Genomic DNA, 18,119 nt, shown 5'->3' with positions numbered 1-18,119 from the left:
AGGCGACAGGATTTCGCGCCAGAGGGTTTTTATGGATAATCTGTTTACTGCGGTAATTTTGAGCATTGTCGAGGGGCTGACGGAATTTCTGCCTGTTTCCTCATCCGGCCACCTTATTCTGGTCGGCGATCTGCTCAACTTCATGGGCGAAAAGGCCGCCACCTTTGAGGTGGTTATTCAGCTTGGCGCCATCATGGCCGTGGTTGTGCTGTACTGGAAGCGCTTCTGGGGCCTTGTGCGCCCCCAGCCCTATGTGCGTTTTGCGGGCATGCGCGGCATCATGCTGCTTATCCTTACATCATTGCCCGCCAGCGTGCTTGGTCTTTTGCTGCACTCGACCATCAAGACCTATCTGTTCCGTCCAGAAACCGTGCTCATTGCGCTGGTTGTGGGCGCAGTGATGATGATAGTGGTTGAAAAGCGCAAGTTCAAACCCTCGTATATTACGCTGGACGACATGACGCCCAAGCTGGCCCTTGGCATCGGCTGCTTTCAGTGCCTTGCCCTGTGGCCCGGTTTTTCGCGCTCGGCTTCAACAATTATGGGCGGCATGCTGCTTGGCGGCAAGCGCTCGCTTGCGGCGGAGTATTCGTTCATCGCCGCCGTGCCCATCATGGTTGCCGCCACCGGCTACGACATGCTGAAAAGCTGGCATCTCTTCAGCACTGCGGACATTCCTTTTTTTGCCGTGGGCATGATCGGTTCGTTCCTCTCGGCCTTGCTGGCGGTCAAGGTGTTTATCGCCCTCATGGGCCGCGTGACCCTGGTGCCTTTTGCCGTGTACCGCCTGCTTATTGCCCCATTTATTTATTATTTCATGGTGAACTAAAAAAAATGCTTGCCAAGGGGCGGCAATTTTTATAAATAGATCGTCGCGCTAACGAGGCGCTGACACGGCAAGGTAGCTCAGTTGGTCAGAGCATGCGGTTCATACCCGCAGTGTCGGGGGTTCAAATCCCTCCCTTGCTACCAGAATTTCAAACCCGGAAGTCTTACGAGACTTCCGGGTTTTCTGTTTTTAGGCGCACACAGCGGTTGAGCAGCAGTGTGCGCCTAAGGCAACTCCCATACTTTTTTTCACTACCGCGACATGATGCTTTCAAAATTTTTGTAATGGTGTTATTCTAAAAGTCCTGCACCACACTCCGTCAGATCAACAATTTGCGGTCTTTCCGCCTATAAAAATGAAAAACAGCACCATTTAAAACAAAGAGAACACCATGAAGGCCATTATAAGAAAAACACCAAAGAGCATGTATCAGCCTGTTGGAAACTATTCACATACAACCATCATCCCCGCTGGTATGGACACCTATGTGTTTTCAGGGCAAATCGGTATTGGGGACGACGGAACTTTCCCTCCGGATTTTAACAATGAAGTGCAGCAACTTTTCAAGAATATTAGAGCATTGCTCGATACGGAAGGGCTGACCGGAGCAGATATTACCAAGGTTAATATTTGGTCCGTGAAAGAAATCAACTGGGACTATTTCGACAGCAAGTGGGATAAGCTTTTTGGCAGCTCTGGGCTGCAAAACAACCTCAGGGCTAAGTGCAGCAGGGTGCTCTTCATGAGCAGAAGGGCGCCCTAACCACATGGATAGCTGGCATATTGCTCTGGCAGGGGAATTGATAACCTGCACCATACATGGTAATTTATTGAAAGTTCTTCATTGGCTACCTTGGGGGCATTATGAAAGAAAAAACTGTCTACCGCTGCAAGCGCTGTGGCGACGTTTTTTATTGCCCGACTGGCATGCTGGACAAAGCCTTCTTCAATTTTCGGCTCTTTTTCAAGTTATTGTCCTGCCCACGATGTGGGAGTACGCTCATACATGAAGAAGAATACGTAGCTGAAAAAAGGAAACAGGACGACTCAGCAACAGACAAATAGCCTGATTTTGTAATGTACAGGCAGCAAAGCTGGATCGTATTATAAACCAACATATACGGCGTTTATGCCTTGTGGTGTGCACGAGCGCACAGGGCATAGACGCCTTGCCTTTTACTCCGGTGCCTTCATGCAGTTTATACATTTGCCCCACAACGCCAAGCCCGAGCAATACGCAACATGGCACAGCGCAGCGCTGCACAGTGCTCAAGCCGACCCTTTCAGTTGCACGCCAGCATGGCAACTTGCTTTTCATGATGCCTTTGGCCCCAAACGGCGTTTGCTGTTTGCAGAAGCTGACGGAAGCGTTATTGCCCTTGCGGAAGGCCTTGTTTCGGAAGAAGAAATATATATCACACCTCTTGAGCCCTCGTGGTTCTTTGGCTGCCCGCTGCTGGGCAGCAATGCCCCGCAGCTTTTTGCCGAGGCCATGCACTTTTTTTCCAAGACCTATGCCCCCCAATTTCCCAATGTTCTTGTGGGAGGCCTTGGCCCTGGCCTGGATTATGTGCAGAACATGCTCAACAAAACGCGCATGCCCCTCCAGGCGCACCTCGTAAAAGCGGGTATTCAAGGATCGGCTTCGCTTGCTGGCGGGCTGGACGGCTATCTTTCGCGCCGCTCGGCCAATCTGCGCCGCAATCTTAAGCGTTCGGCAACTAAGGCGCACGAGCTGGGCATCTATTATGAACGCGTGCTGCCTTCAACGGAAGATGAAGCAAAGGCGACTTTCTCCCGCATGATCGCCGTTGAACGCACAAGCTGGAAGGGGATTGATCACTGCGGCATGGCGGAGCCGGGCATATGCGATTTTTACGCATATCTGCTCCAGCGGCTCGCGCCAGAGAAAGGCGCACGCGTCATTTTTGCCCGTCGTGAAAATACGGATGTAGGCTTTATTTTTGGCGGCCTGGCCGGGGATATCTATCGTGGGCAGCAGTTCAGCTATGCGCAGGATTGCCATGAGCTTTCACTGGGCAACCTTATGCAGATTGAAAAAATCCGCTGGCTCAGTGAGGAAGGTGTGCAACGCTACGACATGGGGCCGCTCGATGGCCCCAAGATGCAGTATAAAACGCACTGGACAGAAACGGCCTTTCCCATCAGGACATGGCTCATAGAAAAGGCCTGAAAACCGCCAAAAGGGCAGTGGGCAACAGGCCCGCAGCTTTCATGTCCTCATAGGTTGGCGTTCCAGAAAAGCACGCCCACCCGCGAGCTGCCAGTTTCGTGCACCATGCCGTTCTTGCTTATGGCGCACAGTTTGTCTGCCAGGGCGATCTCTTGCTCCTCTGTGAGCTGGCCTCTGCTGTTAAAATGCCGCGTGTACATCACAATGGCTTCTTCCAGCGGGCATTCAGAATCCCACGTGCGCTCAATATATTCCACTTCGGGATAATAGCCCTGCAACCACAGAATATTGAAGGCGCTGTACAGCCCCCGGCGGGTATAGTCATCGTGATTTTCGGCGCCAACAACAGGCGCAAGTTCCCTGCGCACAGAATTGTCGCCCGTAACCTGCGTGATAAGGCAGCAGTAGCCCCGCGAGGCCTCTGTCATTTTTTCAAGGGTAGCACGGTCATATACGGCAGGCGTGCGCGAGGCGAAAACAAGCTGAAACCTTTTTTGCCAGCCAAGCTGTTTCATATCCACAGTATCCCAATCAAGCACACGAAAACAGGCGTTTTCCGTTCCCGCACGCTGCGCATTTTCATTTGCGTATTCGATCATGCCGGGCGCGATATCAAACCCCTCAACCTTGCCAGCCATCTCCGCAAAAATCAGGGCATGCCTGCCCGGCCCGCAGCCGATGTCCAGCACTGCATCAGCCTTGCCAACCTTGGCGCGCGCCGCAACCTTTGCAGCTAAATTACGGCGGTACGCACTGGAATCTGCCTCGGCAGAATGGGTATTGAACGACTGGGCACGGCGGCTCCAGAACTCCGCCAGATCTGACCGATCCGGCTGCCTGTCTGCCCAGAATGCTTCAAATTCTTTTATTTCCATGTTCAAAACCTTTGTTTGCGCGCAATGCTGCGCCGTATTCCCAATGTTTTGCAAGGTTACAAGGAGACGATGTGGGAATAAAGAAAAATCAGCCCGACATATTTGCGGGCTGACAGGCATTCGATGAGTGGGTTTTGAAAATCTGTGAAGCAGGGGGATCTGCCCCTGCCCGGTCAATATTACCGGGCAGAGGCTGTCTATGAAGGCTAAACAGTGGGGACGGGCTGGCCGACTACTTTTTTGGTTCTTCGTCGTTTGATGTGGAATTGACCGACCTCAATCAGTTTGGATAGCCCTCCTTTAGGAGGACTGCCATGCAAGCTGAAGAAATCTTTGCCTTGGGCCTCGGCCTCACGCCGCCCTGGAAAGTTATGAGCCAACGTCTTGATACCGACCATACGCCAACCAAGCTCCACCTGGAGATCGGTGCCGACCGCGGAGCGCTGTATCCGTGTCCCGAGTGCGGAGCCGCGTGCAAGGCTCACGACTTCAAGGAATTCACGTGGCGGCATCTCAACTTCTTCCAGCATCACTGTTACCTCACAGCCCGACTGCCGAGGATCAATTGCCCGGAACATGGAATCCGACGCGTCGAAGCCCCATGGGCCAGGGAAGGCAGCCGGTTTACCCTGCTTTTTGAGCAGGTTGTCATGAGCCTCGTTCGAGAGATGCCGGTCAATGCCGTAGCGCGTCATGTCGAGGTCACGGATACCCGCCTGTGGCGCATCGTCCATCACTATGTGGCCAAAGCCATCAATGCGCTGAACTTGAAAGACATCAAGGCCATCGGTCTGGATGAGACCGCGTCCAAGCGTGGGCACAATTACATCACCGTCTTCATTGACCTGGATCGTTCCGACAGGCCCGTGATCTTCGCGACTCCAGGTAAGGGCAAGGAATGCCTGACTCAGTTCTGCGCGTTCATTGAAGCCCATGAAGGCTGTCCTGAAAACATCGTCGAGGTAGTTTGCGACATGTCGCCTGCGTTCCTCTCCGCCGTCGAACAGAAGTTCAAGTCTGCCTCGGTGACAGTCGACTGGTTTCATGTCGTCCAACTCTTCACCAAGGCCGTCGATGACGTCAGAAAGCTTGAGGCCAGGCAGTCAAAGCTGCCGGACCACACCCGTTGGGCCGTACTCAAGGGCGCCGAGACAATACGCACGCAGAATCAGGAGAGTGCTCTCCTGGAACTCGTCGAGCAGGGCTTCGCTACCGCCAAGGCCTACCGTGTCAAAGAACTTCTGCGCTGGGTTCGACGGGCCGAATCGAAGCAGGCCGCCAAGTGGCGCATAACCCATTTTCTCAAGCATGCCGCCGAGTACGCGGCCGACTGCCCGCTATTGGAACCCGTGCGCGGAGCATTGGCCAGCTTTGAGAGGCATTTGCCGCGAATCCTTCATCGTTGGCATTCCTTGCACACCAATGCGAGGCTCGAAGGCTTCAATGGCCTGTTCCAGGCGGCAAGGGCCAGGGCCCGAGGATACCGGAACGTGGAGAACTTCATCACCATGGTCTACCTGATTGCGGCCCCGATTCAGGTCGTAGTGGCTTCATGAATTCCACATCAAACGACGAAGAACCACTTTTTTGCGGTCAAGCTCTTCATGCAGCTTTTCCACATCCAGATTGCCGGTAACCCTTGAAACAAAGATGGTCGCAACGCCATTGCCCACAAGGTTGGTGAGCGCGCGGGCTTCAGACATAAAGCGGTCGATGCCGAAGATAACGGCAATGCTCTCGGGCGGGATGTTGCCAACAGAACTCAGCGTTCCGGCCAGCACAATAAAACCGCCGCCGGTAACTGCAGCCGCCCCCTTGGACGAAATAAGCAGAATACCCAGGAGCACAAGCTGATCGCCCATCGGCATGGGTGTATTGGTGGCCTGGGCAAGAAATATTGCCGCCATTGTGAGATAAATGGCTGTTCCATCAAGGTTAAAGGAATAGCCAGCGGGAATCACAAGATCCACAACACTTTTGTTGCAGCCAACTTTTTCCATTTTGCGCAGCATGTTTGGCAGCACAGATTCGGAAGAAGAGGTGCCAAGCACGATAAACAGTTCTTCACGAATATAGCGCACAAACTTGAAAATGCTGAATCCGCAGCTGAAGGAGATGGTCCCCAGAATGAACACGACAAAAAGAATGCTTGTAACATAGAAGCACACAATGAGCTCGCCAAGAACAAGCACAGAGCCAATACCCTCCTTGCCAATGGTAAAAGCCATTGCGCCAAATGCGCCGATGGGGGCCACGTGCATGATGATACCGATAACCTTGAACAGCACTTCAGAAAGGCTCTTGATGAGGTCAAAGCACAGCTTGCCCTTTTCGCCGCTATAATTGAGGGCAAAGGCAAACAGCATGGCCACCAGCAGCACCTGGAGGATTTCGCCGCTGGTAAAGGCAGAAACAAAGGTATTGGGAATAATATTGAGGAAAAAGTTGACGATGTTGTTGTCTTTTGCCTTGCCAGCATACTGGGCGGCAATGTTCTTGTCCGCAGCGTTGAAGGTGCTTACGTCAACGTTCATGCCAACACCGGGCTGGGCCAGATTGACCACCACAAGGCCAATGGCAAGGGCCGTAAGCGTGATGACGGTAAAATAGACAAGCGCTATTCCGCCAGTTTTGCCCACAGCCTTGATATCTTTCATGCCGGCTATGCCGGTAACAACGGTTGAAAAGATCAAGGGCGCGATGATCATTTTAATGAGGTTGATGAAGCCCTTGCCCAAAGGCTGCATCTTGACGGCCAGTTCAGGATAAAAGTGACCCAAAAGAATGCCAATGAATATGGCAATGAGAACCTGCACATACAAAATTTTCAAATATTTCATGGCGGGAATCCTGGCTTATGGCCTGATGTAAGTCTGGTTTCTCAGCTCCTGATACAGCAATAATATGTTATCCACCCAGTTTTTATTCAATATCACTAGGGCGGCAACATTTTTCCATATAGATATAAAATTGAATTATTCATTTTTGAAACAGAAAAAAAATCATTTTTATTTTTTTCAACTACTAAATAAGAAATACTAAAATCATATATTAAATGGATGCTCAGCGTATTCAATATTTCCATACACAATCTCGCTTCATATGCAAAACTGTTTGATCATTCCAACAACAATTCGATGAACTATGCACAGGCAAAAGGTGTCTACAATTAACACTGCACACAATAAAAATGCAATCAAAATATTTTTTTAACTAGTTGCATAACAAAAGTTATTGTTTGATCAAACAATACAGTTTTAATTCTTAGTACACGTAAATAAGTATCATTTCCCTCCATTATTATTTCTCGGCCTGTCCTGAATTTTCATTTTTGCTTGCCACTTGAGAGGGCAGCATGCTTAAAAAATATCCACCTGTATAAATTTGATTCAGCCCCAACCAAAGGCCCGGAAAAATCAGGACTAAAAAGACAATTGTTTTCCTTGTTCGGATGGCGTAATATGGCGGACTTGAGCAATAAGCCCAGCTTGTAAGGAGCAGGAAAACTATGACCGAGGATAAGTTCGCAACCTCCGTGTCGGAGGAAGGCGCTGAGGATTTTGCCGCCATGCTGGCGGCCCACGACACCGCTTCAAACCGCCTGCAGCCCGGCCAAAAAGTGACCGGGACTGTAATCGCCATCACTGGCGACAGCGTTTTTGTGGACGTGGGCATAAAGGTTGACGGCATCATTGACCGCAAAGACATTCTTGATGCCGAGGGCAATGAAAGCGTTAAGCCCGGCGACAGCCTCGAAGCGTGGGTTACTGGCGTTTCCTCGCAAGAGATTCGCCTTTCCCGCTCCATGAGCGGCAGCGGCGTTGCCGCGCTTGAAGAAGCCCGCGATGCGGCAGTGCCGGTTGACGGCCGCATAACCGCAGTGTGCAAGGGCGGCTACACGGTTGACGTGCTTGGCAAGCAGGCATTCTGCCCAGGCAGCCAGCTTGGCGTTGCCACGTCTGAAGACGCCGCCGAGGTTGTGGGCCGCAGCATGCCGTTTCTGGTTATCCGCGTTGAAAATCGCGGCAGAAACGTTGTGGTTTCGCACCGCGCCATTGTTGAGCGCGAACGCGCCGAACAGCTCGACGCCCTGCTTGAAAGCCTCAAGCCCGGCGATATGGTTGAAGGCAAGATCACGCGCTTCGCCGCTTTTGGCGCGTTCATGGAGCTTGCTCCTTCTGTTGAAGGCATGATCCACCTTTCCGAACTTTCCTGGTCGCGCGTGGGGGCTCCTGACGAAGCCGTGTCGCTTGACGACACAGTGCGGGCCAAGGTTATCTCCATCAGCAAGGACAGCAAAGGCCACGTGCGCATTTCGCTTTCGCGCAAGCAGGCCGAGGGCGATCCGTGGCAGGATGTGGCCACCAGGCTTGAACCCGGCACGGTTGTTTCCGGCAAGGTTGTACGCCTCGCGCCCTTTGGCGCGTTTGTGGAACTTCTGCCCGGCATTGAAGGCCTTGTGCATATTTCTGAACTGTCGTGGACAAAGCGCGTTGCCAAGGCCGAAGACGTGCTTGCGGCGGGCGAAGTCGTTTCGGTTAAAATCAAGGAAATCAACCTTGAAAACCGCCGTATTTCTTTGAGCCTGCGCGATGCGGAAGGCGACCCGTGGAAGGAAGCCGCCCAGCAGTTTGCCGTGGGTTCAACGGTGAGCGGCACGGTTGAAAGCCGCACCCCCTATGGCCTCTTTATTACGCTGGCCCCCGGCATCACTGGTTTGCTGCCCGCTGGCGTCATCAAGAATTCCAAGCAGGGCAAGCAGTACAGCAAATTGGACAAGGGCGATGCCGTTACCCTTACTGTACAAAATTTGGACACCAGCGCCAGGCGCATCAGCCTTGCCCCTGAAGGTGAACAAGCTGCCGAACCCGCCGAAGACAAGGCGTGGAAGCAGCATGCATCCGCCGCAAGCTCCAACAGCGGGTCTGGAATGAACATCATGGCACAGGCTTTGCAGAAGGCTCTGAAAAATAAGTAACCAGGAGCTTTTCCATGATGATAAAAAAATGTCTTGCAGCCATGCTTGCCGTGACCTTTCTTGCGGCATCGCAGCTTGCCCAGGCAGCCAATCTGCCCGACTTCAGCGAACTGGCGGCCAAAAGCGGCCCGGCAGTCGTAAACATCGGTACGGAACGGAAGGCCAGCGGTAACAGCCAGGACGATCTCATGGGGGAAATGTTCCGCAATATGCCGCCAGGATTTGACAAATTCTTTGACCAGTTCGGCGGCAAGCGCGGTGGCAAGCGCCCCCAGATGAAACAGAAGTCTCTGGGATCCGGCTTTATTGTCTCCGCTGACGGCTATATTGTTACAAACAATCATGTGGTTGCAGATGCGGATGTTATCCGTGTGACCCTTGATCAGAGCAATGGCAAAAGCGAAGCCATCACGGCCAAGCTGGTTGGCGCGGATGAAGAAACCGACCTCGCCCTGCTGAAAATTGAAACCAAAAAGACCTTGCCTTTCCTTGCGTTCGGCAATTCGGACGAACTGCGGGTAGGTGAGTGGCTGCTGGCCATCGGCAATCCCTTTGGCCTCGACCACACGGTGACGGCAGGTATTCTTTCGGCCAAAAACCGCAACATACACGCTGGCCCCTTTGACAACTTCCTGCAGACGGATGCCTCCATCAACCCCGGCAACAGCGGCGGCCCGCTGCTGAACATGGCCGGGCAGGTGATCGGCATCAACACGGCCATTATGGCAAGCGGGCAGGGCCTTGGCTTTGCCATCCCAAGCAACATGGCCGCCAAGATCATCGACCAGATCAAGTCCGGCAAAAAAATCAGCCGTGGCTGGATTGGCGTTGGTATTCAGGATGTTGAAGAAAATACCGCCAAGGCGCTGGGCCTCAAGGACGCCAAGGGCGCGCTTGTGGGCAGCGTTATGGAAGGCGAACCCGCTGCCAAGGCTGGCATGAAAGACGGCGACATCATTGTTTCCGTTGACGGCAAGGCCATTGAAGACGCTGCGGCCCTGCTGCGCGTGATTGCCGACAAAACCCCCGGCAGCAAGGCTGCAATAACGGTGTGGCGCGATGGCAAAACCACTGACCTTACTGTGACGCTTGGCGAGCGCAAAACGTCGCAGACTGGCGATCAGAACGGCAAGGATCAGAAGCAGAAGGACGAAGGGTTGCTCGGCATTTCCGTCCGTCCTCTGACGGATGAAGAACGCCGCGAACTCAAGATTGAGAAAAACGAAGGGCTGGTCATCATTGACGTCAATCCTGACAAGCCCGCCGCCGAAGCTGATTTGCGCCCCGGCGACGTGATTCTCAAGGCCAACCTCAAACCCGTTCGCAGTGCTGCGGATCTGTCGAAAATCGTCAACGATGAGGGCGTCGCTCGAGGCGCAGTCATGTTGCAGATTTCACGGCGAGGCGATGTGTACTTCCGAACTGTAAGCCTGAGCAAGTAGCAGGCACAAACTACACGGGCTGCCTCTTAACCGGGGCAGCCCTTTTTTTATCCATGAGCTTACGCATACTCAACATTGGCGGGTCGTATCTGGCACCAGCCCTCAAACGCCTTGGACACCACATCATCACGGCGTATCCAGCAGCTGACGCCGACATTCCCTCACCACACCCATACTCTGTGCGGCGGCTCCTGAGCCGCCTTGACGCGCTCGGTTTTGCCCCTGACGCACTGTTCTACTGCGATGACGGCAACATGCCGCAACTGCTTGATCCGGAAAATGCCCCCTGGCCTTCGGTGCGTTATTCCATTGATACCTACTGCAACCCCTGGCACATCCCGTATTCCAATGGTTTTGACGCAACCCTTGTGGCGCAGAAAGACTATGTGGAAGTATTTTCGCACGAGGGCATACCGGCGCACTGGTTTCCACTGTTTTATCCCCAGCTTCTTGAGCCAGTGGGAGATTTTACATTACGCGATATCCCGGTGGCCTTCGTGGGAACCCTTGGGCACAAAAATAATCCAGACCGCGCTCCTTTTCTCAAGGCCTTCCGCGCCAGGCACCCTCTGGTGGCAATTTCTGGCGATTACAAGCCCATCTTTACGCGCAGCCGCATTGTTCTTAACCAGACGGCGGCTTCGGAAGTGAATTTTCGCTGCTTTGAGGCTATCGCCTGCGGCGCGGCCCTCCTGATGGAAACCTGCGGCAACGGCCTGAACGAACTCTTTGTCCCCGGCGAGGAAATTCTGCCCACCTACCAGCGCAACGATGCGCAGGCAGCTGCGGCCATTGCCGCCACTGCGCTTGCAACCCCCGAAAGGCTCGCGGAGGTTGCGCAAGCCGGGAGCCGGGCAGTAGCCCGGCACCATACGGACACGGCGCGCGCGGTCAGCCTGACGCAGATGCTCGCTGAAATGTGCGCCACTCAGGCTCACCGTGAGCGGCTTGAACAATCGCTTGAAAAACGCACAGCTCTTGTACGTGGCGCTTATGGAATGCTTTCCAGCGAGCTTTTTGACCCCCAGCTTGAAGGACACCGCGATTTTTTTGAAAAAATGTGCCTTCATCAACAATAGCGACCATAACTACTTGCAGTAACACATCAAGGGATGCATCCTGCATTGCAGGCATGCGCGATAGGGCATATAGTCGGCAGAGCACCACTTTTTGGAGGAATATCAATGCCAGTTGTGCATAGCGACGCCGGGCATCTGCCCGGGCTGGATAAGCTGGAGAACATCCCCGCGCTCATGAGCGCGTACTACACCGAATTTCCCAATCCGGCGCTTGCGGCCCAGCGTGTTGCCTTTGGCACCTCGGGGCATCGCGGCACGTCAGTGCTGTGCAGCTTTAACGAGGAGCACATCTACGCCATCACTCAGGCGGTGTGCGACTACCGCGCCGCCAAGGGCATTGACGGGCCACTGTTTCTTGGCGGCGATACCCATGCCCTGTCTGAAGCCGCCTTTCGCTCCGCGCTGGAAGTGCTGGTAGCCAACAATGTGAATGTGCGCATTTCTGCTGGCGGGGCCTACACTGCCACTCCGGCGATTTCCCACGCAGTGCTCAAATGGAACGCGGGCCGTGTTAACGGCTTGGCCGATGGCATTGTCATCACGCCTTCGCACAACCCCCCGCGTGACGGCGGCTTCAAGTACAATCCGCCCCACGGTGGCCCTGCAGAAGCCGAAGTCACCAGCCAGATTGAAAAATGCGCCAATACCTATCTCGAAAACGGCAACAAGGGCGTAAAGCTCACCCACCTGCGGGCGGCGCGCGCCTCTTCGCTTGTGGAAGAATACGATTTCATCGGCAGTTATGTGGAGGATCTGGCAGGGGTGCTGGACATGAAGGCAATTGCCTCCTCTGGCCTGCGCATCGGCGTTGACCCCCTTGGCGGCGCAAGCCTGCCCATGTGGGAACCCATTGCTGAAGCCTACAGAATTGACCTTGAAGTGGTGAACAGGGCAGTGGATCCTACTTTCCGCTTTGTTCCCTGCGACAAGGACGGCAAAATCCGCATGGATTGCTCCTCGCCCTATGCCATGAGCCGCCTGCTGGATCTGCGCGACCATTTTGACCTGAGCTTCGCCTGCGACCCGGATTCCGACCGCCACGGCATTGTGACGCGCAACGAACTGATGAACCCCAATCATTATCTGAGCGTTGCCGCATGGTATCTGTTCCGCACCCGCAGGGAGTGGCCCGCACAGCGCGGCATAGGCAAAACCCTTGTGACAAGCGCCATGCTCGACAGGGTAGGGAAGGATCTTGGCCGTCCGGTTGTTGAGGTGCCTGTTGGCTTCAAGTGGTTTGTGCCCTATTTGCTCAATGGGCGTTGCGGCTTTGGCTGCGAGGAAAGCGCGGGCGCTTCCTTCCTGTGCTTTGACGGCACGCCCTGGAGCACAGACAAGGACGGCCCCCTCATGTGCCTGCTGGCGGCTGAAATGATGGCAGTGGAGCAGTCCTCGCCCGATGAACTTTACACAAAACTGACCGAGCGCCTCGGTGCGCCCGCCTATCAGCGGCTTGATGCCCCGGCGGATGACAACGTGCGCGCAAAGCTTGCGGCGTTGACGCCTGAAAGTGTGAACCTTAAAACGCTGGCAGGCTCACCTGTTACCAGTGTGCTTACCCGCGCACCCGGCAATGATGCGGCCATCGGCGGTGTTAAGGTGGTCAGCGATGACGGCTGGTTTGCCGTGCGTCCCTCTGGTACAGAAGCCATCTGCAAAGTATATACGGAAAGCTTCAAGGGAGAAGACCACCTGCAAGCCTTGCAAAAGGACGCCATCGATTTTCTCGAGCACTTGCTGAAAGGTGATGCCTGATAGAGTACAGGTAAGCTTTTTTTGCTATGCGCGCGTAGCGCGCGGCAATTTTTTACGGTTCAAAAAAAGGTAGCTTGCTCTTCAATCAGCAAAGCGCAGTCGCAATACCGGGTATCCGATCATTGCGACTGCGCTTTTTGTAAATAATTCTGGCTAAATGTACGATCTTGCCAAGGGGATTACTGACTACCAACAGGCAAGATTGCCAGACCAGCAAAGGTCTATCGCGCGGCGGGCAGTCCTGCGCTTTCACGCAGGCGGGCAACCTCGGCATCCGTAAGGGGCCGGGCCTTGCCGCTGGCCAGATCCCCAAGGCGCAATGAGCCTTGGGCGACGCGGCACAAGCGCAGAATGGTCAACCCCAGATCGCGGCACATGCGGCGTATCTGGCGGTTCAGCCCCTGGCGCAGCACCATCTGCAACTGGGTATTGCCGCCTACCTGCTGAGCGATCACGTCCACAGGCATGATATCTTCACCTTCGGCAAGGTGCATGCCGCGCCGCATGGTCTTGAGCGCCCCTTCAGGCGCAGTGCCGCGCACAAGCACCTCATAGGTCTTGGGCTGGTGATGCCGGGGATGGGTGAGACGCTGGGCCAGTTGACCATCATTGGTGAGCAGCAGCAATCCCTCAGAAAAATAGTCAAGCCTGCCAACAGGATACAGCCTGAGCGCCTTGTATTCAGGCGCAAGGCAATCCAGTACGGTGGGCCTGCCTTCCGGATCGCTCACTGTGCAAACCACATGCACGGGCTTGTTGAGCATGAGGTAGGTATAGGACTGCGGGGCCGACAAAATGCGCCCATCCACGGCAATGCTTTCAAAGGGCAATACCTGACGCCCAGGGCTGGGCTCCGGCTTGCCGTCAACACTGACGCGCCCGGCAAGAATAAGCTCGTCTGCCTTGCGGCGCGAGCATAGACCAGTTGCGGCTATGGCCTTGTTAAGGCGTATGCCGTCAGCTGTATTGGCGTCAGCATCGGGCTGAGGTTTTGAGGGTGCGGCAGGGCTTGCAGAATGATTGGCGTCAGATTTGACGGCCTGGGGCTGCGCAGGTTTGCGTTGCGAAAAGCCGTCTCGGGCCTCACGGGCGTTCGGCTGCGTACCTGACCGTGAATCTGTCCGCGAACCAGAACGGCCATTTGGTCCATTGGCAGACCAGCTATCAGAACGGGGGGCATGATTCTTGCGCGCGTCCGCAGGCTGTTCCTTTTTATGGGAGCTGGCGGACGAACTGTTTTTGCTGCGGTTTCTGGCGGATGATCCGGCATTGCCGGAATGTTTGGGCGGCACGGTGATTCTCCTTGGCAAGATGCGCTCATGGTGCGTGAAGTGGGGCATGCCGTCAAGGGCAAGCAAGAGGTGCATGCATGGCTGACACGGCATTACGGCGGCTTCCAAACTTCAAAAGTTTACATAATTATCATTATGGGACATTTTTAAATACTGTATGTAAGGTGAACCAGGATTCAAAACAGACTCAAAAACACGCTTAGAATGTCACTGGCGGCACCACTGTCAAACCATCCATGTTCAGAAAATTAGAAATGAACGAACCGCCATGAATTTTCCCGCCGTTCCATGAATTCGGATCAGCTCAGCCCGTGTATTCAGTTTTTTCGCAATCATTTGATCCTTTCCTTATATATAGATGTCCCCGATCGCCGCTCATGAATCCTGTCCAGATCGACCAGCCCAATAAGGCCGAAATGCCCACCTTCCAGATTCACGGCCACAACTCGCTACTCAACCTCCTTAACGGGCGTAAAACCAGGGGCCAGCCTTGCACTTGCTCCCGAAGCGGCTCTGACGTACAACACTGCCAACACTGGTTTTCACAGCAAGGAGTTTCCATGGGCTTTGCCAACAGCTCTTGCAGCTTTACACGGTTCCGCATTCTTGATCCTGTTCCGGCCACGCTCTGGCCGCAGATACCGGACAAACTGAAACAGTTCGCCATGCGCGACATTGACGATATTCCTGAAATGCAGGGCCAGGGATGGACCTGTTTTGAGGACATGCTTGATACTGACTGGGTGACGGCCCCGCCCCAGAAAGGCGCGTACATCGTGTTTTCTCTGCGGCTGGATATGCGACGCATACCAGCTGGCGTGGTCAAAAAACACGTTGCCCTTGCCCTGAAGGAAGAAAAAAAACGCATGGGCGAACAGGGCAAGAACTACATTGCCCGCGAGCGCAAAAAAGAACTCAAAGAACAGGTGCTGCTGCGCCTGCGCTCCCGCTTTTTGCCCGTTCCCGGCGAATTCAACGTGCTCTGGGCCACAGACAAGAACGAGGTCTGGTTTGCCTCCACCCAGAACAAGATGATCGATCTCTTCCTGGAAGAGTTTCTCAAAACTTTTGAGCTGCACCTGGAGCAACTGACGCCCTACAATCTGGCGGTCTCCATGCTGGACGAAGAAAGCCTGATCCGCCTGGACAAGCTGGAACCCACGCAGTTCGCTCCCCTTTCCTGATGACGGCACGGAGACCCCATGAACATGCCTTATCTTGGCGAATCCACTGACAGCATTCTCGGCAAGGAATTTCTGACCTGGCTCTGGTACCAGAGCGACACTGCCCCCGGCGCGTTCACTGACAAGGACGGCGCGCCCTTTGCCGTTTCCATGGAACAGCGTATCGTGGTGGAAGGCGGCGAAGGCGATGCCCGCGAAACAGCCTCTGTTTCCGGCTCGCTCTCCCCTCTCCGCGAGGCCCGCTTTGGCCTTGGCACCGGCAAACAGGTCAGTCGCGCCCTGCTGCGCCTTGAAAAAGAAGAACTCGCCTTTCAGGTCAGCCTCAAGGCCGAGGATTTCTGCCTCAACAGCCTCAAGACCCCCAAGCTCGACAAGGGCGACAGTGATGACGACCCGGACGCCCTGCTGCTTGAAAAGTTCTATCTGATGGAAGTGTGCACCGGCCTGCTGGATGCCCTGTACGCCCGCTTTCTGAAGCTGCGCCTCTCGTCTGGCTGGCAGAAGGAAGTGGACGACATGCGCCAGTGGATGACCCGCACGGAGTAAGCTTTTTTCATGTCCACCCTGCCCGCATCAGCCGCAAAAGGCCGTTTTTCCGGCCCGCTACTGCACGTTTTACGCAAAACGTTGTGGATGCTGCTTGTGCTGTGGGGCATCACCATCATCAGCTTTTGGGTCATCCATCTGGCCCCCGGCTCGCCCACAGATATGGAAACCACGCTCAATCCGCTGGCTGGCGCTGCGGCGCGTCAGCGGCTTGAGGTGCTTTACGGGCTGGATCGCCCCCTCTATGTGCAGTACTGGGACTGGCTGACCCGCATCGTGCATCTGGATTTCGGCAACTCCATGTCTGCTGATTCCCGCCCGGTGCTGACCAAGATTCTTGAGCGCCTGCCCCTCACCGTGGGCATGAACGTTATTTCGCTGGTGCTCACCCTGCTCATTGCCATTCCGGTGGGCATTGTTTCCGCCTGCCGGCAGAACTCGCTGCTGGACAAGTCGGTCACCGTGCTAGTTTTTCTGGGTTTTGCCATGCCGTCCTTCTGGCTGGCCCTGCTGCTTATGATGTTTTTTGGCATTGAGCTGCAATGGCTGCCCATCTCCGGCCTTACATCCATGAATTACGAACAGTTGAACGCCTGGGGCAAGTTTTGCGATCTGGCGCGGCATCTGGCCTTGCCCACACTGGTGTATACCGTGGGCGGGCTGGCGGGCATGTCGCGCTACATGCGCGCCTGCATGCTTGAAGTGCTGCGGCAGGATTATATTCTTACAGCGCGGGCCAAGGGGCTGGGCGCTGGCGCGGTTATCTGGCGGCATGCCCTGCGCAACGCCCTGCTGCCTGTCATTACCTTGCTGGGCCTTTCAGTGCCGGGGCTTATCGGCGGCAGCGTCATCATTGAGTCCATCTTTGCCCTGCCGGGGCTGGGCCAGCTGTTTTACGGCGCTGTTATGGCGCGCGATTACACTATGATCATGGGTAATCTGGTGCTTGGGGCGGTGCTCACACTCGCGGGCAACCTGCTGGCGGATTTCTGCTACGGAATCGCGGATCCGCGCATCCGCAACGCAAAGGACAACGCCTGATGCTGCCCCGCGCCGTCAAAAAGCTGCTTGGCCGTAACCTCATGCTTGCATTGGGGCTTGTTATTGTGCTTGCCATGTCGCTGGCGGCGCTTCTTGCCCCATGGATTGCTCCCTTTGACCCCAACGCCCTGCATCTGGATAATATTCTGGAGCCGCCCTCCTCCCGCTTTCTGCTCGGCACAGACCGCCTTGGACGCGATGTTTTTTCGCGCCTGCTATACGGCGGCAGGGTTTCTCTTTGGGTAGGCTTTGTGGCTGTGGGCATATCGGTTAGCATCGGGACTGTTCTTGGCCTTGTGAGCGGCTATTTTCGCCGCTGGGTGGACGAGTGCATCATGCGCGTGGTTGATATCATGCTCTGCTTTCCGTCATTTTTTCTTATTCTGGCGGTTATTGCCTTTCTTGAACCCAATCTTACCAATATCATGGTGGTTATTGGGCTTACCTCGTGGATGGGCGTTACCCGCCTTGTGCGCGCAGAGGCGCTTACCCTGCGCGAGCGGGAATTTGTCGATGCCGCGCGGCTTGCAGGCACATCCACTGCGGGCATATTGTTTCGACATATACTGCCCAATGCCCTTGCGCCCGTGCTGATAACCGCTACACTTGGCGTTGCCGGGGCCATACTTGTGGAATCAAGCCTCAGCTTTCTAGGGCTTGGCGTGCAGCCCCCGGCAGCCAGTTGGGGCAACATGCTCATGGACGGCAAAGCCGTGATTGAAACCGCGCCCTGGTTGTCGGTGTATCCCGGTCTGGCCATCCTGGTAACGGTATTGGGCTATAACCTTCTGGGTGAAAGCCTGCGGGATATCTTTGATCCGCGCCTTCGCCAATAGTTTGAAATGTAAGGGCATCCAAGATAGTTAAAGTTTTACATTAAGCACATAAACCGCCATAAAAATAC

Annotated in this window: 15 protein-coding genes and 1 tRNA gene; 13 read left to right on the top strand and 3 right to left on the bottom strand. The window is 54.7% G+C overall.

Translation table 11 applies throughout. The annotated features are described in order from the left end of the window. Nucleotides 1–31: 31 nt before the first annotated feature. The 4 genes from ACUZ79_RS09795 to ACUZ79_RS09780 all read left to right on the top strand — a co-directional run bounded on the left by ACUZ79_RS09795 (nt 32) and on the right by ACUZ79_RS09780 (nt 3,023). Entirely contained in the window at nt 32–829 is a 798-nt protein-coding gene (locus ACUZ79_RS09795) for an undecaprenyl-diphosphate phosphatase (protein WP_449251466.1), read from the top strand. A 66-nt stretch (nt 830–895) separates the two neighbouring features. Further along, nucleotides 896–972 (top strand) — tRNA-Met (locus ACUZ79_RS09790). 248 nt (nt 973–1,220) lie between these two features. After that, nucleotides 1,221–1,592 (top strand): RidA family protein, encoded by a 372-nt coding sequence (locus ACUZ79_RS09785; protein WP_449251465.1) that lies wholly within the window; start codon nt 1,221–1,223, stop codon nt 1,590–1,592. 429 nt (nt 1,593–2,021) lie between these two features. Continuing rightward, entirely contained in the window at nt 2,022–3,023 is a 1,002-nt protein-coding gene (locus ACUZ79_RS09780) for a GNAT family N-acetyltransferase (protein WP_449251464.1), read from the top strand. Nucleotides 3,024–3,070: 47 nt separating this feature from the next. Here the strand turns inward: ACUZ79_RS09780 and ACUZ79_RS09775 are convergent, their stop codons facing one another. Beyond that, nucleotides 3,071–3,898, bottom strand: coding sequence for a class I SAM-dependent methyltransferase (locus tag ACUZ79_RS09775; RefSeq protein WP_449251463.1), 828 nt, complete (start codon nt 3,896–3,898; stop codon nt 3,071–3,073). Nucleotides 3,899–4,212: 314 nt separating this feature from the next. Between ACUZ79_RS09775 and ACUZ79_RS09770 the strand changes: the two genes are divergently transcribed. Further along, the gene (locus tag ACUZ79_RS09770) at nt 4,213–5,454 is read left to right on the top strand and encodes an ISL3 family transposase (RefSeq protein ID WP_449250523.1); all 1,242 of its coding nucleotides are present in this window, start codon (nt 4,213–4,215) and stop codon (nt 5,452–5,454) included. Here ACUZ79_RS09770 and ACUZ79_RS09765 read toward each other — a convergent pair. Further along, nucleotides 5,449–6,738: a dicarboxylate/amino acid:cation symporter gene (locus ACUZ79_RS09765; protein ID WP_449251461.1), complete on the bottom strand. Its 1,290-nt coding sequence runs from the start codon at nt 6,736–6,738 to the stop codon at nt 5,449–5,451. The genes ACUZ79_RS09770 and ACUZ79_RS09765 overlap by 6 nt on opposite strands. A gap of 668 nt (nt 6,739–7,406) precedes the next feature. Between ACUZ79_RS09765 and ACUZ79_RS09760 the strand changes: the two genes are divergently transcribed. The 4 genes from ACUZ79_RS09760 (at nt 7,407) to pgm (ending at nt 13,152) form a co-directional block, all read left to right on the top strand. Continuing rightward, complete coding sequence (locus ACUZ79_RS09760; RefSeq protein WP_449251460.1) at nt 7,407–8,876, top strand: 30S ribosomal protein S1; 1,470 nt, start codon at nt 7,407–7,409, stop codon at nt 8,874–8,876. 14 nt (nt 8,877–8,890) lie between these two features. Next, nucleotides 8,891–10,318 carry a DegQ family serine endoprotease gene (locus tag ACUZ79_RS09755; RefSeq protein WP_449251459.1) on the top strand — a complete coding sequence of 476 codons (1,428 nt, stop codon included), beginning with the start codon at nt 8,891–8,893 and terminating at the stop codon, nt 10,316–10,318. Nucleotides 10,319–10,371: 53 nt separating this feature from the next. Continuing rightward, a complete protein-coding gene (locus ACUZ79_RS09750; protein WP_449251458.1) occupies nt 10,372–11,397 on the top strand; it encodes a glycosyltransferase family protein in 1,026 nt (341 codons plus the stop codon). Nucleotides 11,398–11,502: 105 nt separating this feature from the next. After that, the gene (gene pgm / locus ACUZ79_RS09745; RefSeq protein ID WP_240824330.1) at nt 11,503–13,152 is read left to right on the top strand and encodes a phosphoglucomutase (alpha-D-glucose-1,6-bisphosphate-dependent); all 1,650 of its coding nucleotides are present in this window, start codon (nt 11,503–11,505) and stop codon (nt 13,150–13,152) included. 221 nt (nt 13,153–13,373) lie between these two features. On the opposite strand, the gene ACUZ79_RS09740 is transcribed toward pgm, so the two are convergent. Next, complete coding sequence (locus ACUZ79_RS09740; RefSeq protein WP_449251457.1) at nt 13,374–14,537, bottom strand: pseudouridine synthase; 1,164 nt, start codon at nt 14,535–14,537, stop codon at nt 13,374–13,376. 467 nt (nt 14,538–15,004) lie between these two features. Here ACUZ79_RS09740 and rdgC point away from each other — a divergent pair, with 467 nt between their 5' ends. Genes rdgC through ACUZ79_RS09720 form a run of 4 tightly spaced genes read left to right on the top strand, consistent with a single transcriptional unit; the run spans nt 15,005 to nt 18,051 of the window. Further along, nucleotides 15,005–15,628 carry a recombination-associated protein RdgC gene (rdgC, locus tag ACUZ79_RS09735; protein ID WP_240824331.1) on the top strand — a complete coding sequence of 208 codons (624 nt, stop codon included), beginning with the start codon at nt 15,005–15,007 and terminating at the stop codon, nt 15,626–15,628. 18 nt (nt 15,629–15,646) lie between these two features. Next, nucleotides 15,647–16,174 carry a hypothetical protein gene (locus tag ACUZ79_RS09730; RefSeq protein ID WP_192111784.1) on the top strand — a complete coding sequence of 176 codons (528 nt, stop codon included), beginning with the start codon at nt 15,647–15,649 and terminating at the stop codon, nt 16,172–16,174. A 9-nt stretch (nt 16,175–16,183) separates the two neighbouring features. After that, nucleotides 16,184–17,215, top strand: a complete 1,032-nt coding sequence (locus tag ACUZ79_RS09725) for an ABC transporter permease (RefSeq protein WP_449251456.1) — start codon at nt 16,184–16,186, stop codon at nt 17,213–17,215. Next, complete coding sequence (locus ACUZ79_RS09720) at nt 17,215–18,051, top strand: ABC transporter permease (RefSeq protein ID WP_297891608.1); 837 nt, start codon at nt 17,215–17,217, stop codon at nt 18,049–18,051. The genes ACUZ79_RS09725 and ACUZ79_RS09720 overlap by 1 nt, the downstream gene beginning before the upstream one ends. Nucleotides 18,052–18,119 lie beyond the last annotated feature (68 nt).

This window comes from Desulfovibrio faecalis, from assembly GCF_053570625.1.
Note: the sequence above shows the minus strand (reverse complement) of the source record. Positions and strands in the feature narration are given on the sequence as shown.

Bases quoted from the DNA above. Each gene is read 5' to 3' on its own strand.
- ACUZ79_RS09795 (WP_449251466.1), top strand. From the start codon at position 32: ATGGATAATCTGTTTACTGCGGTAATTTTGAGCATTGTCGAGGGGCTG.
- ACUZ79_RS09785 (WP_449251465.1), top strand. From the start codon at position 1,221: ATGAAGGCCATTATAAGAAAAACACCAAAGAGCATGTATCAGCCTGTT.
- ACUZ79_RS09780 (WP_449251464.1), top strand. From the start codon at position 2,022: ATGCAGTTTATACATTTGCCCCACAACGCCAAGCCCGAGCAATACGCA.
- ACUZ79_RS09775 (WP_449251463.1), bottom strand. From the start codon at position 3,898: ATGGAAATAAAAGAATTTGAAGCATTCTGGGCAGACAGGCAGCCGGAT.
- ACUZ79_RS09770 (WP_449250523.1), top strand. From the start codon at position 4,213: ATGCAAGCTGAAGAAATCTTTGCCTTGGGCCTCGGCCTCACGCCGCCC.
- ACUZ79_RS09765 (WP_449251461.1), bottom strand. From the start codon at position 6,738: ATGAAATATTTGAAAATTTTGTATGTGCAGGTTCTCATTGCCATATTC.
- ACUZ79_RS09760 (WP_449251460.1), top strand. From the start codon at position 7,407: ATGACCGAGGATAAGTTCGCAACCTCCGTGTCGGAGGAAGGCGCTGAG.
- ACUZ79_RS09755 (WP_449251459.1), top strand. From the start codon at position 8,891: ATGATGATAAAAAAATGTCTTGCAGCCATGCTTGCCGTGACCTTTCTT.
- ACUZ79_RS09750 (WP_449251458.1), top strand. From the start codon at position 10,372: ATGAGCTTACGCATACTCAACATTGGCGGGTCGTATCTGGCACCAGCC.
- pgm (WP_240824330.1), top strand. From the start codon at position 11,503: ATGCCAGTTGTGCATAGCGACGCCGGGCATCTGCCCGGGCTGGATAAG.
- ACUZ79_RS09740 (WP_449251457.1), bottom strand. From the start codon at position 14,537: ATGCCGTGTCAGCCATGCATGCACCTCTTGCTTGCCCTTGACGGCATG.
- rdgC (WP_240824331.1), top strand. From the start codon at position 15,005: ATGGGCTTTGCCAACAGCTCTTGCAGCTTTACACGGTTCCGCATTCTT.
- ACUZ79_RS09730 (WP_192111784.1), top strand. From the start codon at position 15,647: ATGAACATGCCTTATCTTGGCGAATCCACTGACAGCATTCTCGGCAAG.
- ACUZ79_RS09725 (WP_449251456.1), top strand. From the start codon at position 16,184: ATGTCCACCCTGCCCGCATCAGCCGCAAAAGGCCGTTTTTCCGGCCCG.
- ACUZ79_RS09720 (WP_297891608.1), top strand. From the start codon at position 17,215: ATGCTGCCCCGCGCCGTCAAAAAGCTGCTTGGCCGTAACCTCATGCTT.